Origin of the sequence: Paenibacillus sp. BK033, from assembly GCF_004345425.1 — a bacterium.
Taxonomy (GTDB): Bacteria; Bacillota; Bacilli; order Paenibacillales; family Paenibacillaceae; genus Pristimantibacillus.
On record NZ_SLVP01000015.1, the window covers coordinates 1 to 16,482 of the forward strand.

Sequence of the window (16,482 nt, forward strand, 5' to 3'; positions counted from 1 at the left end):
TAGGCAGTCATTACTTTGAACAGCGACAGCAAGAAGCCATTATGAAGCAAGCTGTTCGCAGGCTTGAGAGTCTTGGTTTTCAGGTTGCTCTTTCTGCCTCAGAGGCCTCTTAACCGTCCTAATCTCTCATAATTTCGAAGAAGCACAGTTTTAAAAAAACATAAAAGCTGGGCTTGTTTTCGTGCTGCCATTTTTGGGTCTGAGCTAAGAGTAATTTTCGGGGTAGCTTAATATCAGCTTGGAGAAACAAACCCTTTACATTAACTACTACTCAACCACTCAATCGAATACCGCGATCTCTTCGCGAGTATCGAAATCCTGATCAAGATCAAGCTCGTAATTATACGTCCATCGTCCATTAGCGTTTTCCATATAAATAAGAGCTTCGAATACCTCATCACCTTCTGTAACACCTTCTGTCATATCGCTCCAACTAAGAGTCCCTTGGACCACAGCTTCCTTTTTTCCAAGAAAGACGACTCGTTCATTAGTTAATTTGTATCTATTGTCGCTATGCGAGAACAATTCTTTAAGGTTGTCTTTCCAGGTTTTTGACCCAATGACAATACCTTCCCATTCTTTAATGAATGAGGGGGCTGTGTATTGAATCGTTTGATCAAGATTTTCTGCATTATACGCTGCGTAGTATTTTCTTAAATCAGATAGTACGTTATTTTGCTCAATAAAATGGTCCTCTAAGATGGCTGCAGCCTTTTGGTCGATATCCCCCGGAAGTTCCAGTTTGTTATAAAACCAGCCATCGTGTGCGATCTTCCATTGTCCTTGTTCATACCGAATGACGAAGACTTCCACATCTTTACGATTCAACTCTTCCGTATTCTTTATATAAGTTACTTGAAGCGTTGCTTGGTCTTTAGCTGTATATTCAATTCGATCGATGCTCAGCTTGGATTCTCGGACTGGGATTTCACTATTGACTTGATTCGCTTCATAGTCGTACTCAGGATTATGGTATCCCAATGTCAAATTATCAGATGTCAGTAATTTTGGAGTAAATGCTTCGAAATATTTCGTTATGAGCTCTTTAATAGCGGCTTCTTGACCATAACCATATGTCTGTATACTTACGGTGAGCCTCGGTTCATCATAATAAATCGAATACTTCGCGATATCTCCAAATTCGCGAAGAGGGATCTTGTCCTTTAATTTCAAGAATTGCATTGGTTAAATAGTAACTACCAGCGTCGTTATACTCAATAATATCTTCACCGGTACCGAATCGAATGACTACACCGTTTATGTTTCCCGAGATTATCCCAGTATCTGGATCATAGGCGGCCTTATAACCCATTGCGTCAGAAAATTTGCGAAAAGCTACGTACATAACACCCGATTTTACAATCGGATTTACACCAGTAATCTTTTTATTATTCACTACCAATTGAATTTGCTTACTTACAGAAGCAGCTCCCTCTACTTGTGGAGTAGATACGACCATGCAGAGGACTATCAATATACCAATAAGCTTCTTGAACATTGTGACACATCCTATTCTTAGTAGTAAGAATCGCTCTTATTTTAGTTTATCGGCTGAAATCTTAATAAAAATAGTAGCCAACAATCCTATGGCTACCGAGTTAAAATACAGCACAAACCAAACAAAGCCTCTCTCCGGCATTTTATAAAGCAGAAAGGGGATCTGCTCCCCATGGAGACAAATTCCTTTGAGCTTCCCAGTTAGTGCAATATGGTGTTTTTGTCCCGCGCCCCTGTCGTACCGGATAATCACCCCGTAATAGGTCGGTGTAGATTTCTTTACGTTTTCTTTGTTTGCAATAAGATCGTGAACCTCTTGCTCGGTTAAACGCTGTTGAAATGAGACTTCATGCAACGCAAGTTAAGACGATCATAACAAGTCTTGATCGATTCGTTAATCGTTGAATCCCAAACAGCCCCTCTCCCAAGTGCTTCCACCGTGCCACAATTCGCCTGATTTGGATCGGCAAGTTACAAATACTGTTCAGAATAAAGAAACAGCGGTAGTCTAGGACTAAAAAACAAAGTCCGAGACTACCACTGTTTTATTTAACTATGGTTCACCGATAGTTCGTTAAGCGACGAGACTGATTAGATTGTTATCGGGGTCCTTTATGATCGCATATCGCTCTCCCCACGGTGCATCTTGCGGCTCGAGAAAGCCGTCATACCCAAGCGTCGTCAACTGACGGTACACGTCATCCAGCGCTTCGTTGCTGGGGAACTGAAAGGCGAGCTCGGTCCGGTAGCCGACAGGATCTTCCCAGCCTTCAAAAACACGCTTTACCGATTCCACCATATCGAATGCAAACACAATTCCTTCTTGCTCCACGTCTACGTGATGATCTTCGTCGGCGCCGTCCGGAATATCCAGCCCCAACACACGATAAAAATCCAACGCCCTCTTCATCTCTTCTACGTAAATCGCGATTCGTTTCAACTTTACCGTCATGTAATGCAGCTCCCCTCGCCTTGCTTGATTTCACTCCCATTATAGTAATTGTCCTTCATTGCAAAATAGTAAAAAACGGACTTCCTCACTCCTGCTTGGTCAGCCTTTTGAGTGGAAGTCCATAATATCGCTTAAAAACGCCAGCGAAGTGCGACTGATCGTAGTACCCGTGTTGAAGTGCCAAATCCGTCAAGCTGAAATAGTCCCCTCTGTACAATTCCTCCAGCACGCTTTGAAAGCGGACGATGCCGAGCATCTCCTTCGGGCTGAGGCCAAGCTCCAGTTCAAAGGATCTTCGCAGATGCCTCTCGCTAAAGTTTACCTTATCCGCCAAATCCGTTACGGAAAGATTACCTTTGACCTCGTATATATACTGCATGCTCTGGTAGACCAAAGTGAGGGCAGGCACCTCGCTCGCAGCCAGTATTCGGCCCAATTGCTGCTCCACGACCTCGATCCTGTCTGGTAACGATTGGGCAGTCAGCAGCTTTTCGACCCAATCGAGGGCCTCTTGTCCCCAGAGATCCTCCAAAAACACACGATTTGCCGTTAATGTCGATATTGGAGACTTCAGGATCGTGCGGGCCGACTCCGAATACAGCCGGATACCCCATACCGAGCGTGCTTTTGCAAATTGCAAAACTTCGACTTGTGTCGTTAGCCCTACGACATAAGCGGCCTGCCTGCTTGATGAAGCGAACAGGTCCACTATAATATCGACACAGCCATCGGGGATGACTCGATGTCCCGGATTTCCCGGCACCGGCAGGAAATCCACCGTCCAATAGGCAGCGACATGCGACGCCAGGCGACGGCTTGGCGCAAACTCCCGGAAGTTGTGCGAGTGGATATGCAACTGCGGCTGCAATTGGGGAGCATGCAAGGGCCGGTAAGGATGGCTCATCTGCGCTTCTTCCTCCTATTACGTGAAAAATCTTGAAAACTTAGCGGCTTTCAAGGCTAACTTGCCTCGCCAATGACTGTAACACTGCCCAGCTGCTGTCGTGTTGTTATCAACGTTTTCCATAAGTTCAAGCAAATACATACTCCATTCTCGTTAATCTTTAAACATTTCTGTTGTTTCTCTTAATGTATATTCATCTGGTATCCTTTTTTCAATAATAAACGCTCTAAATAGTTCAACTGCCTGATTATGGTTTAAGACTTCATTAGACTTAACTTTTATTTCACCACCGCTGTATGAAACCTTTGTGCTTGTCTTTAACAGACTCTTTACACCGACTACAAAATGCCTAAATCCATACTTATCTGGTGTTCTGATTTCTATTGTCATTCTTGACTTAGAACCTGCACATTGAATATATAAAGAATCACTAAAAGATAGTGTACAAAATGAGCTTGTACTATTGTTCATTTGATAGAGGAAGCCGTAAACAAAATCGGCTTCTGGATTAATGTCTTCCATTACATAATTATCTACTTGATACCGAAATTCCATGTAATTCACCTCAAAGTTGTTTCAGCCTTAAATCTTTCTATTTAAAATTTTAACATGAAAGAAAGTGTTTCTTTCAACTATAGTTCATCCCACTATCCTGCCCTTAATATAATAAAGCTGCCATGACGGCAGCTTTCATTTTTAGTTTATTATTTTTGGAATTCAATGTCATGTTCGATGCACCATTCAATCACCAATTCCTTTATCTTGTTTTCCTTGTAGGTATACCATTGCTTATCTATGCCAAATTGTATTATTTTATCTTTAAATCTGCGAAATGCACCTTTCCCAATAATTGCGGTATTTAGCGCTTCATTCATCTCTTCATCTTCAAGAGTCGAAATGAACTCTTCTATGAGTTCATATTCGTTGTAGTCGTTTTTTAACGTGAAATCAGCATATTTTTCCTGTTCATCCTCGAGTATGCAAATTGCCCTTTGAATGTTCTCTCTTTGCCATTCAGGGAAATTTTCAAGCGGCTGTTCATCTTCAGCAGCTCGAATTTCTTCTCTAGTTAACGTAATCACTTCACCTGTTGTTACATCTATATAAGTAAACGTATCCTCAATCCCAATCTCAATCTCGCTGACTAATTGATCTAAACTGACGAGTACTTTAACCAATAAAATCGTTCCTTTCCAACTCATCCTTTTTACTGAATGATCATTCCTCGTAGCACACTGCCGAAGTATCGCTATCTTGGTTTATTTGTTTTTCTTCATCTGATTCATAACTTCTTGAATCTCTTCCCTACTTGCATTACCTGTTCCGTCAAACGAACACATTAAACAGGAACGTAGCTCAATATCTTTACCATTTTCATCAATATCGGAAACTGGTTCTGTCCAGTCCGCTCCTTGACCACAAAAATCACATCATTAGTTGATTCAACACTTCGATGGTTTCCTGCAAACGAATGTGATTCATTTGCATAATTGACAGTTATTTTTACATTCAAAAAAGTCGATAAAGACCTCTTTATCTTGATCATCCATGTAACGGAGTCCACTCGTAGTTATACCTTTAATTCTTGAATGATCGAATTCGGGCAATATCTTCGCCTCTTTTAAAACTCGCTAATTCTAACACTTATTCGTGATGTGATTAAAGTATCCTCCCTTTACTCAACAAAAGCTGCACCAGACCGGTAGATGTGCTGCTGCTTTATTGATTGAACTATAGTTACCCTAGCTTAATCATTTGCGTTAGCGAAATATATTCTTGTAAGGTTATTTTCTAGACCTGCCACCCTAATCAAACTGTTCTTTCAAAGCTCCAACCTTCATAAGCACCATATTTTTTACCGTACATACTCATGAGGTGCGTTTGGTAACCGATTAGTGCTAAAGCTTGTGTTTTAGTAGCTATAAACCTGACCCGGTCATCCAATTTTGAAATCTGCTTAATCGAGAATGACGTCAACCCGATCTCTTTTTCAAATTCTTTAGCGTATACGAACGGAATCTCAAAATGATGTGTTATGTGACAGGTGTTAACTCGCCTTAGATTGATTCCGGAATTAGTAATTTTCTTGTTGTTATGTTCCATTCGAGTCTTAAGTTCTTCATCCGTTTCGATGATACCCGCGAGTCCTTCACCAAAAAGATTGTCAATTTCGTATCGGTTAAAATCCAAGATCCATTTTCGGTGTAGATGGTATAGAGGCAACAGGGCACCTATTTGCGAACTAAAGACATCGCAGCCACGATCGTCATACATGTGAAACAAGATGCCTTTTGTTTTGTTATACAGGTAAATCCCACCGTCGGCGCTCGGTTTGCGCATGAAGTCGGCATTCTCAATGGATTCAATTAAATACGACTTTCTGATTTCTTTCGCTTTAACTTCAACGGTCCATTCTTTAGTGTAGAAATCGACATCAGACTCATCAAACTCATATGGTAAAGTGCTCGATGTCGTGTTATTCAACCGCGTTAGGAAAAAACGCTTTAATCGTATCTTACTTTTCCGTTTTTCATTTATTCCAAAGCTGGTCCTATGCATAAAAATCACATCGTCTTCGGGATCGAAGATTGAACGATATATAGCACTCGCGCGACGAAAGCTTTCGTTCCGGTACGCCTCTTCCGTCAAACTTTCGAGTCCTAATTCAAAACGGATATAAGGACCTTGAGCTTTAATTTCTTTTACAATGTTCATTGAGGATTTACCTTAGCTTTTATTCTCCATTTTACCATATCTGACTGACCAAGATCCTTCATGTTTGGATTAAACTCTGATCTGCTGCATCTTTCCCCGAAATGGTGGCGTAGGGAATTATTTTAGCCACCGCGCGGTTTCATCATCCCGCTCATGTTCAGGATTGGACATCTAGTTCGATTGATGACAATTTCAATACTGTATGGAATATCATTATCCATGGGATCGCAAAGCCGAAATAGTCATACAACTGGGCGTGCGTGTGTAACGGAGAGGGCCACACTATTCCCGACCTCTGCTACTCTTTTCAGCTTGAAACAAACGACAAGAAAATACGTACATGTGAAAAAAGCTTGTTAATATTAAGATTCTAATCGGGAATATTATGTCGTTATTCTTTGGTGGCTGGGCCGTGGGTTGCTGCAACTAATTACTTAAATTGCACGAACAAACAGCCGGTCGAGATAACCGGCTGTTTGCTCATTTTTACATATGTCCGGCAGCTGATGCTGCCGGTATTTTGCCCGTCGTCGCTTTTACTCGGGACCAGTCGAGCGTCAGATAACGCCACCCGTTGGCAACCGCCGAAAGCACGATTAGCAAACATAGCGCGGACCAAGCGCCGGTCTGCCCCCAATCGAGCACCCTGGTCAACAGAATCGTTAGCGGGATGAATAACAGCCAGTTTAAGATAAGCGCCGTCCGTGACAAGAACGTCGTGTCCCCTATGCCTCGAAGTCCGCCGCCGAAAATAATGTTTGCTCCTGTGAACAGCTGAACGCAAGCGGTTAGATGGATAAGCGAAATCGCCGTTTCGTACACCGCCGTCTCCGAGGTATACAGCTTGGCGATCGGCAATGCGAACAAGAAAAAGACGACCGAGATCAACGCCATAAAGATAAGGCCCAGATAAACCGTCACAATCCCGAATCTTCGGGCAGCAGCGCTGTTGCCCTTGCCCACTTCCTGTCCAATCCCGATCGTAGCCGCAGCGCCGAAGCCATTCGAAGGCATAAACCCGAAGGACAAGATGTTAAGCGCGATTTCATTGGCGGCGATAGCGGTTGTGCCAAGCCTTGTAATGCATGCGGTAAACACAAGCATCCCAACGCTGTTGGACAGCTCCGTTATGCCAAGCTTAACGCTCTCGAACAACAGCAGGCGCACCTGTTGCGCCTCGATGCGTATCCAGCCCCTTGTTGCGTACGGGATGCTCATGAAACCGTAATAGACGATTAAACTTAGCAAAAAGGTTACCGCTTCGGCAGCTACCATGCTCCACGCCGCTCCTTGAAGCCCAAGCTCCGGAAAACCGAACTTTCCATAGGCAAGGACATAAGTCAAGCTTACGACCAGCCCGCTATTAATGAGCGAGAGAGTCATTGGCGTACGCGTATCCCCGACCGCCCGCATATAAGCAAAGAATACGGTATTAAACATGGTAAAGATTAGCGCAATCATTCTCACGAGCAGGTAAGGTGAGCCAAGGGTAAGGATGGTCTCGTTCGAGCCCATCAGGTTGAGAATACCGTAAGGAAGCAGGAAGCTGCCTATGAGCAGGGTAATTCCCTGTACGGCCGTAATGATCAGCGCAATCTGCATCCGTTGGTTTCCCTGCCGGATATTGCCGGAGCCATAGTTTTGGGCGACGAGAAAGTTAATCGCTCCCTGCACGCCGGAGAATAAGGCCCATAGATTGTAAATGATAATGTTCGTAATGCCGACAACCGCAATGGACGCCGCACCAAGATTTCCGACGATCATTAACACCAGCAATCCGGTAAAAGTCATGGAGGAGAAGGTGGCGATAGACGGGATCGCTAATGTTAGGATTCGTTTGACCAACAGCAAGACTGCACCTCTTCGCAGGGAATTCGATTCTGCCATCTTTGATCATAGGCAAAACCTGCTTTCATTATAGGAGGGAGTCTTACCGCTGAAAAGAAGTGATATGAAGATCAGTTACTATCCTTGGGTATAGCATGGATGACGATTGCAATTCCTGCTTCCCCGTCAACCGACAACAAATGGCCACCCGGCTTCTCCGGTTCAAAGGCTAACCTTTCTTCCGACAAACACACGGGATGATCGCAGCGCACGTGGTAAGTCCCTTTACGATCGGGCGTTAGGATTGCCTGATGGATGACCCCTTTTCTCCAAACGATATCCACCGTCACGCCGCCGCGGGCCCTCAGTCCCCGGACTTCGCCGTCCGGCCATGCCTTTGGAAGGGCGGGCAGCAAATGCATGCAAGCCTCGTGGCTCTGCAGTAGCATTTCCGCAATGCCTGCCGTTCCGCCGAAATTGCCGTCGATCTGAAACGGCGGATGGTTATCCAGTAAATTCGGCAGCGTAGAGTGGGACAATAACGCGGTTACGTTGTTATACGCCTCTTCCGCGTCTCGCAGTCTTGCCCAGAAATTGACGATCCAGGCCCGGCTCCAGCCGGTATGCCCTCCCCCGTTCTCCAAGCGGCGCTCCAGCGTTCGGCGAGCGGCATTGCTAAGTTCCGGCGTATGATCCGGCGTAATTTGGGTTCCCGGGTGCAGGGCGAACAGATGCGAGATGTGGCGATGCCCAAGCTCCACCTCCTCGTAATCCTCGTACCATTCCTGCAATTGGCCGTGACGTCCGATACGGGATGGAGGAAGCTTGCCAATGGCCTGCTTCAGCTCCTCCAGAAAGTCTTTGTCATCCGATCCGAGCAGCTCTCCCGCGGCTGTACAAGCCTGGAACAGCTCGCGCGCGATTTGGCTGTCCATGGACGGCCCGTAGCACAGCACACCCGTCTCCCCATTCGGCAGACGATAGGTATTCTCGGGAGAGACGGAAGGGCAGGTGACCCATTCCCCGCCGGGAAGCTCGACCAGATAATCAAGCAGGAAGACCGCCGCCTCCTTCATCATCGGGTAAGCGCGCCCCAGGAACGCTTTGTCTTCCCCGTATCGGTAATGCTCCCAAAGATGAAGGGACAGCCAAGCGAGACCAAGGGGCCAATAGGTCGACGAAGGCCACAAATCCTGAGGAGCCGTGTCCGCCCAAATGTCCGTGTTGTGATGAGCGGCGCTTCCGCGGCAGTCATACATGGTCCGGGCAGTATGACGGCCGTTGGGAATCATGCGCTCGATCAGGTCGAAGAGCGGCAAGTGGCACTCGGCCAAATGGCAGCTCTCTGCCGGCCAATAATTCATCTGGGTATTGATATTGATTGTGAATTTGCTGTCCCAGGCGGGAAGCATATCTTTGTTCCATATCCCTTGCAAATTAGCGGGCAGCGATCCGGGCCTGCTCGAGGCGATCAGAAGGTACCGGCCATAATGAAAATATAAGGCAGTAAGACCGTGATCCTCGCGACCGGCCTTAACGTTAGCGAGACGTTCAGAGGTATCCTCCGTCCTGGCCTTCAAGCCGGATTCGGCGCCTAACGAGAGGCTTGCCCGATCGTACAGTATGCGGTAATCCGAGACATGCGAAGCCCGCAATTGCGCATAAGCGCTTGCGGAAACGCGTACGGCGTCTCCAATCGCAGCAGCTTCGGGGTCGGCTTCGCGGAAATCGGTCGACGCGGTCACGACCAGAAGAACGGCGTCGGCATTCGAGACGACCAGATGCTCGCCAATCGTGCGCATGCTCCCCCCCTCGGGCTTGCATGCAAGGACCCCGCAATACCGGACGCCTCCGCCGCTGTTCCCGCTCATGACGATCTTACCGTCCTCGGCCCGAATCTGGTCTACATAGCGGAACCGTTCGCGTCCCATTCGGGCGGTAAACGAAATCTGGCCGGGAACATCCGCCTTAAGCCTAATCACGATGGCTCTGTCCGGATAGCTCGCGAAAATTTCGCGGACGAAATGGGTTTCTCCCGCCTTATAGGAAACGCGAGCAATGGCCTCGGATAAATCAAGCCGTCTTTCGTAATTCTCAATTTCGCCGGCGTGCTCGAATTGCAGGAACAGATCGCCCAGCGGAACATAATGACGCTGGGTCTCGGGAATGGCCGTCAGGGCCATCGAGGCCAGACGCTCGGCCTCCCGCAGCTTTCCCTCGAATATAAGCTTGCGAATTTCGGCCAAATTCGGCAGGGCATCCGGGTTATGCCGATCTCTAGGGCCCCCGTACCATAAGGAATCCTCGTTTAATTGCATGCGTTCCGCACGCGGATCGCCAAATATCATGGTTCCCAGGCGTCCGTTGCCGATCGGCAAGGCTTCTTCCCATTTCCCGGCAGGAGTATGATAAAGCAGCGTATCCTCGTATTCGCGATTGTTCTCCAGCATTTGCGTTCAATCCCTTCCGTTAATTGATGGAATCGTTTCGTCTTCTTCCTGAATTCCGCGATAAGCGCCGGGAGTCGTGCCCGCGTACTTTTTGAACACCTTCGCAAAGTAATGCTTGGTGTCGAAGCCGACCTGCTGACTGATGGCGCAAACCGTCAGATGCGGCTGCGTTTTCAATAGTTTTTGCGCCTCCCGGATCCGCAGCGAATTCAAGTAATTAACAAAGGTATCCCCCGTCTCCTTCTTGAACAGGCTGCTGATATAATTCGGATGCAGACTCATTCGTTCCGCCAGGTGATCGAGAGACAAATCCTTCATGTAATTCAACTGCAAATAGGCCAGAATCCGTTCGGCGTGCCGGCTGTATTCCGAATCCGATGCGGCGGGCAGCTCTTCCTTAACGCGGCTCAGCAGAACGGCGATTTCCTTCTTGTCCAAGGGCTTCAGCAAATAATCCACAACACCAGAGCGAAGAGCCTGGCGGACGTATTCGAACTCGTCGTATCCGGTCAGGATAATGAACCGGTCGCATAATCCCGCGTGCCTGGCGTCCCGAATCAATTCGAAACCGTTCTTCTCCGGCATGTTAATATCGGTTACGGTCACATCGGGCATAAAGCGCTTCATGGTTTCAAGCGCTTCCAATGCGTTGAAGGCCGAGCAAATGTCGGACCCTGCCGGCGCCACCTCTTCTACGATTTTAACTAACCCTTTCAGAATCAAAGGTTCGTCGTCTACGATCAAGATCTTCATCGTCCACCGCCGTCCTTTTCTCAATGATAATGCGCAAGCAGGTTCCTTGACCCGGCTCGCTGAGGATTTCCAATCGGGAATCTCCGCCGAAATAACCCTTGACTCTTTCGTTGACATTTTTTAAGCCTACGCCGGCCGGTTCATCCGATTTTCGGAATTCATCGTGCCTGGTCAGCCGTTCGCGCAGCTCGAGAAGCCTCTCGGGCGGAATCCCGTTTCCGTTGTCGGAGACTTCGATCGTGACCTCCGATTCCGTTTCCGTTGCTTGCAGCCGGATATGGACGGGACGCAGAACGGCGGAAGCCCCATGCACGATGCTGTTTTCAATAAGAGGCTGCAGGAGAAAGCGCGGACAGGACAGCCTGTCGGCCTCGAGCTGAACGTCAATCTCGTAGGTCAGCCTGCTTTGAAGCCTCATTTTGTGGATGTTCATGTAAAAGGCAACCATCTCGATTTCCTTCGCGAGAACCGTTTCCTGCTGCGCGGACGACAAGCTGTACCGCATCAGCTTCCCGAACCAGAAGGATATATCGGCAACCTCCTTGTCGTTATTGGCTTCCGCGACCATTCGGATCGTTTCCAGCGTGTTGTATAGAAAATGGGGCTTGATCTGCGCTTGCAGCACCTGGTATGCCGCTTCTTTGTTGCGAAGCTCGGCCCGGTGGACATTATTAATGAGCTCGTCCATTCTCCTAACCATGGAGTTGTAGGTAACGATCAGGAAGCCGATCTCGTCCTTTTCAAACCTGCCGCTTTGGATCGACAGCTGCCTTAGGTTATTGTCGCTCAGAGTGCGCATATGCCGGGCCAAGCGGAGAATTCGTTTCGTAATCGTAGAAGCCAGCAAATAATAGGCGATGGATAAGGCGATGAGCAGCAGCACGATGATCGTCACCAATACGGCCTCTTTCTGCTTCACGGAACGGAATACGTCTCCCACCTGACCGGTGATGATTACGCGAACGCCCAGGGGCTCAAGCTTTAGCTGATTGACAATCATATTGCGGTTGATAAAAAAATTCCGCTTCTCCGCTTGCAGAAGAGTCAGCGTCTTATTGTCCAATCCTGCCGCTTCGTTCCTCAGCAAATCGCCTTGCCCGGTAAGCAGATTGGCTTTCCAATTGCCCTCCACGCCCGCAGCGGCATAAAAGTTGCGGATTAAGCTATTGCTAACCCGAATTTCAAGGAGACCGATTCGCTCCGTAATTTGCGTATTGTAGATGTACTGGTAATAAATCAGGTCCGGATCCGATACTTGAGGATCGGCGCGCAGCCATATCCCCTGACCGGCTTTCAGAGACGCGACGGTGGCCTCTGTTTGCGGCTCCAGCATGGACCAGTCCCGAAATAGATTGGTTATGGGCAGCACCCGGTCCTTCATTTTATAGATCACGATAGATTCGATCTCCGGATTGGCGAACATGGATTGGGTGTACAGCGGGAGAATATACCGTGTCAATGCGTAGACGCTGTCCGCGTCGGAATCATAGACGCCATCCAGATAATCGGTCAGGTAAGGATTGTATTGCATCACCCGGTGAACCGATTGAATCCTGGCGAAATCCGTCTTCATATTGGCGTAGGCCTGCTCGAGGATCTTTTGCCTGCTCTCTACGAATTGTTGGGTCAAGTTTCCGTAGATTTGCGTGTAATAGTGATACCCGAAAGCGATAACCGGGATAAAGATCATAATGACGTAACCAAGCACGATCTTGCGCATGATGCTCACGGATGCATTTCCCTCCAATAAGGAATCCATATATCGTTAACGTATCACGTACTCAAGAATTCCGCTAGAGTCGCATTTCCCCCGGAGCGATCGGTTGCAGACCGATCGTTAGCTTCCTCCATAGGCCGCTCTTCCGACCGCCGCAAAGGAAAAGCCGCGTTCCGGCGCCCCAAGTCCCGACCAATCGATATAAACGGAATACGATTCCTCCTCGACTCTAAATAAAGGGATGAATCTGGCTCGAGTCCCCCTATCGTCTTCGACGATAACCTCCAGCTTACCATCCTTTATCCTGCCGGCCAGCTTCTCCTCTAGATTCCGATCGGATATTCCTGTCAATGGCATGTCATCATCAACCCTGGCGAGGAGCACGCTGCCGTATAGGAGCGCTGCCGTTGCTTCCGATCCCGGAAGCGGAATCAGCCTCAAGGGAGCTTCGATTTCAATGTCCATCCGATCCCCATTACGAAATAAGCGTTCGACTACAATATACCCTTCTTCCTTTCGGAGATGGATGCCTTCGTCGTTGTATCTTATGTTCTTGACGGCCTTTTCCTTGAACATCATCCGAAGCTCCACCGGCTCATCCGCTTCAAAATGCAACGCGGAAGTCAGACTGTCCGGATAACTCGTCCGCTGATGGATAACGATTCCACGATCCTTCCATGCTGCCGTCGAGGAAACAAAAGCATTAAGAAGAATGGCGTTTCCGTTCCTGAACCAGATGTTTTTTTGCAGTTCGCTCATGGCTTCGATCCCTGACCCGGTGCAGCACCAGAAGGAATCATACGGTTCGCTGAATTTCTTCATCGCATTCGTTCCGAGCGGCTGATGGTATTGGGAAAGACCCGTTTTAGCGCTGGCGCTATTCAAGACCGCGTTATACTTGAGGGATTCCAGATGGTCCAAATACCCGGTCTCCGGGGACCATTCCAGCAAGCGCTCCACAATCTTTTCCGTATTATGCGCGCAGCAGCTTTCGCTTTCCCCGCCGGTCAGCGCATCCGCCAATTGACCGTAACCGCCCCAATGCTCCGCTTTCTCCGATACTCCGCCCCGGATAAAGGCCGTCGCCTTGGAGCTGTTGTTTCCGTTCGCGAAGGTTCTCCCCTTCAAGAAATCGTAGAAACGGAGTGCCGATTTTTTATAGGAATCCTCTTCTCCTATCTTGTAGCGGTGCATGGCTGCAATGATCATCGGAAGGTGAGCGTTGGCATGCAGGTCCTCCAATACATCCCGGCCTTCCGCAAGCGGCCCGAGCAAGTAATCCCTGTCAAAAATACGGGCCAATCCGAGGAGCTTGGCATCTCCGGTCAACTCGTATAACGTATAAAGGGAGTCTCCCAAACCGCCAAACTCGTTTACGGGATTTACTTTCGTGCAGCGAAGAATGCCATCGATTTTCCAATGGGAAAGACGTTCGAATCTTCCCCGAATGTAATGGGCAAGATTGACCGCAAGCTCCAGTGCTTGCGCATGACGCAAATATTTATAGCAATCAATCAAGCCTTGCATGATTTTGTGCAGGGTATAGTAGGGAGCCCACACGCTGCGGTTCTCTTCGAGCTCCAGTACGTCAAGCTTATCCTCCTCGAAGGCGCTCAAATAGCCGCTTGGCTGCGCGCACGCCTGCATGACGCCGACAATTTCACCCGCCATCGTCTTCATCGTTTCGTCGCCATCGCCATAAGCGAATTTGGCGCACGCGGACAGAAAATGCCCGACGAAGTGTCCTCTTAAGCCGCAATCCGGCGCCTCCCAGCCGCCCAGCGGCTCCGCTGCGGATGCCATTCCCGCATTAATCTTGAACGTGTGCATCAGACGCTCCAGATCAAACTCTCGCAGGTATGTTTTTGCACGTTCTCTCCTGGAAGCAAAAACATCGTCGGTTAATCGGACTTCGTCCAGTTGAAACGAAATGAACATAGCGTTGTGCTTCCTCCCTTCGCAAAAGCAAATCCACCAGCGGTATAGCATACAAAGTCCGGCGGCAACGCATCGCGCTGCTGCCGGACTTTGGTCTTATTTTTTAAACAAATCCTTCTTCTTCTGATACGTTTGGTTTGCCCAATCCACCAAGCGGTTCAAACCGATCTTCTCGGCATTTTTCACCATGGTCTCGTAATTGGCAACGGCCTCTTCTTCCGATTTCGCCAAGTAAATTTTGACCTTTTCGTTCTTGATCATCTCGTCAATCTTCGTTTTAATCGTCTTCTCTTCGGAATCCGGCTGCAATTGAATCAAACCAAGCTCCGGCTTGTAGACCGTGAACGCTTTTTTCTCCATCAACGCTTTCGTCTTCTGTGCCCCCGGCACGTAACTCAGCATTCCTTCGGTAACGCCGTCGTTGTACAGGTACCACCATTTAATTCCGTTCGTGTTGACGAAATCGGCATCGGACGGATCGTATTTCAAATTCGGATAACCATCTTCATTCCAAGTCCAATGCTCGCCTTCAACGCCAAACATGGTCAATTTCTTGCCTTCGTCGCTTGCCAGATACTGAAGGAATTTGATCGAAGCTTCGGGGTCCTTGTTATTCTTCGTGATAAACGTGCCTGCGAAGCCTAGTCCCGAGCTGACCGCTTTCGCATTTTTCGAAATGGCGCTAGGCAGCATCTGGAACGTATACGAGCCGCCCGCGTTTTTGACCTTAATATTGTCCATGTCCGCTACGCTGACCGTATGGCTATGCGCAAACGCCTTCCCGCTTGTCGCATACTGATCGTCGATTTGATCGTTCGTATAGGCGAAGTTCTCGGCCAGTATATCCCCTTCGCGGTAAAGACGGTTCATGAATTTGAAAAATTCCAGCATTTCCGGCTGTCTTATCGCATAGTCCACTTTTCCGTCCCGCTCGTACCAGCCGTCCAGAAGGCCTTCGACGCCGAACTGCTGCAGGAAGTATTGCTCGATCCAATCCTTATCCATAATGAGAGGAACCATGTCCGGGTATTTTTGCTTAACCATGCCCAAAACCTTTACAAAATTGTCGATGGTGTCAATCGGGGGATTCCCAAGCTCTTTCAGAATATCCTCGCGCACGGCGATACCCGGGTTGCCGTCGCTTCCGAGCGAATATTTGTTCTGCGCCATTTCCTCCTGCGTGGCAAAGGAGTTGCGCACCGTGTAGAAGTTGCCGTCATCCATGGTGTGTATCGCGATTCTTGTCGGATCGATTTTAAAATCCGGCGCGTATTTCTCGATCAGTTCATTCCAGGGATAGGAAAGCTTTGAATCGGACATCCGATCGATATTAGCATAAGTGAAGACCAGGTCGGGAAGGTCTCCGGAAGCGATCATCAGCGGAAGCTGCTTATCGTCCGTCGCGACCGTCACGTTCAGCTTAATTCCCGTCTTTTTCGTAATTTCCTCGGCAACGGCTCCCTTCCACTCCTTCACCGGATACCAGGAGGCATCGATAAACAAGGACAGCTCCTTCACCTCGTTGCTTTTTGCGGGCGAATCGGGGGTTGTCCCCGGAGAGTCGGCGGCGGCTGCGTTGTTCTTCTGACCGTCGTTGTTGTTGTTTCCGCCGCATGCGGACATTAACGTTATCGTCATCATGAGGATGAGCGATAGGAGCAGAGCCTTCTTCCCTTTGTATCTGTTCAATGTAACCCCTCCAACAAGTGATGTTTATATTAAAGCAAAC

14 protein-coding genes are annotated in these 16,482 nt (G+C 48.3%); 1 reads left to right on the top strand and 13 read right to left on the bottom strand.

All coding sequences use genetic code 11. From position 1 onward, the window contains the following. Positions 1-279: 279 nt before the first annotated feature. From EV294_RS28015 to EV294_RS28045, 7 genes are all read right to left on the bottom strand, one after another. On the bottom strand, positions 280-1,182 hold the full coding sequence (locus tag EV294_RS28015) for a hypothetical protein (protein WP_165930833.1): 903 nt from the start codon (positions 1,180-1,182) through the stop codon (positions 280-282). Next, a complete protein-coding gene (locus EV294_RS28020) occupies positions 1,106-1,498 on the bottom strand; it encodes a stalk domain-containing protein (RefSeq protein ID WP_132313018.1) in 393 nt (130 codons plus the stop codon). The genes EV294_RS28015 and EV294_RS28020 overlap by 77 nt, the downstream gene beginning before the upstream one ends. Positions 1,499-2,071: 573 nt before the next feature. Next, positions 2,072-2,449, bottom strand: a complete 378-nt coding sequence (locus EV294_RS28025; RefSeq protein WP_132313020.1) for a VOC family protein — start codon at positions 2,447-2,449, stop codon at positions 2,072-2,074. A gap of 85 nt (positions 2,450-2,534) precedes the next feature. Further along, positions 2,535-3,353 carry a helix-turn-helix transcriptional regulator gene (locus tag EV294_RS28030; RefSeq protein WP_132313022.1) on the bottom strand — a complete coding sequence of 273 codons (819 nt, stop codon included), beginning with the start codon at positions 3,351-3,353 and terminating at the stop codon, positions 2,535-2,537. A gap of 153 nt (positions 3,354-3,506) precedes the next feature. Beyond that, complete coding sequence (locus EV294_RS28035; RefSeq protein WP_132313024.1) at positions 3,507-3,908, bottom strand: hypothetical protein; 402 nt, start codon at positions 3,906-3,908, stop codon at positions 3,507-3,509. A 149-nt stretch (positions 3,909-4,057) separates the two neighbouring features. Continuing rightward, positions 4,058-4,531, bottom strand: a complete 474-nt coding sequence (locus tag EV294_RS28040) for a UPF0158 family protein (protein WP_132313026.1) — start codon at positions 4,529-4,531, stop codon at positions 4,058-4,060. A 631-nt stretch (positions 4,532-5,162) separates the two neighbouring features. Next, on the bottom strand, positions 5,163-6,068 hold the full coding sequence (locus EV294_RS28045; protein ID WP_132313028.1) for a DUF3885 domain-containing protein: 906 nt from the start codon (positions 6,066-6,068) through the stop codon (positions 5,163-5,165). Positions 6,069-6,187: 119 nt separating this feature from the next. Between EV294_RS28045 and EV294_RS31155 the strand changes: the two genes are divergently transcribed. Then, complete coding sequence (locus EV294_RS31155; RefSeq protein ID WP_481856098.1) at positions 6,188-6,310, top strand: hypothetical protein; 123 nt, start codon at positions 6,188-6,190, stop codon at positions 6,308-6,310. Positions 6,311-6,554: 244 nt separating this feature from the next. Here EV294_RS31155 and EV294_RS28050 read toward each other — a convergent pair whose 3' ends face one another. The 6 genes from EV294_RS28050 to EV294_RS28075 all read right to left on the bottom strand — a co-directional run bounded on the left by EV294_RS28050 (position 6,555) and on the right by EV294_RS28075 (position 16,442). Further along, the gene (locus EV294_RS28050) at positions 6,555-7,919 is read right to left on the bottom strand and encodes an MATE family efflux transporter (protein ID WP_132313030.1); all 1,365 of its coding nucleotides are present in this window, start codon (positions 7,917-7,919) and stop codon (positions 6,555-6,557) included. Positions 7,920-8,026: 107 nt separating this feature from the next. Further along, positions 8,027-10,345 carry a glycoside hydrolase family 95 protein gene (locus tag EV294_RS28055; protein ID WP_132313032.1) on the bottom strand — a complete coding sequence of 773 codons (2,319 nt, stop codon included), beginning with the start codon at positions 10,343-10,345 and terminating at the stop codon, positions 8,027-8,029. A gap of 6 nt (positions 10,346-10,351) precedes the next feature. After that, positions 10,352-11,098, bottom strand: a complete 747-nt coding sequence (locus EV294_RS28060; protein ID WP_132313034.1) for a response regulator transcription factor — start codon at positions 11,096-11,098, stop codon at positions 10,352-10,354. After that, positions 11,046-12,818: a sensor histidine kinase gene (locus EV294_RS28065; protein ID WP_243711826.1), complete on the bottom strand. Its 1,773-nt coding sequence runs from the start codon at positions 12,816-12,818 to the stop codon at positions 11,046-11,048. The genes EV294_RS28060 and EV294_RS28065 overlap by 53 nt, the downstream gene beginning before the upstream one ends. Positions 12,819-12,935: 117 nt before the next feature. Beyond that, on the bottom strand, positions 12,936-14,753 hold the full coding sequence (locus EV294_RS28070) for a beta-L-arabinofuranosidase domain-containing protein (RefSeq protein ID WP_132313038.1): 1,818 nt from the start codon (positions 14,751-14,753) through the stop codon (positions 12,936-12,938). Positions 14,754-14,849: 96 nt separating this feature from the next. Next, on the bottom strand, positions 14,850-16,442 hold the full coding sequence (locus tag EV294_RS28075; protein ID WP_132313040.1) for an extracellular solute-binding protein: 1,593 nt from the start codon (positions 16,440-16,442) through the stop codon (positions 14,850-14,852). Positions 16,443-16,482: the final 40 nt, after the last annotated feature.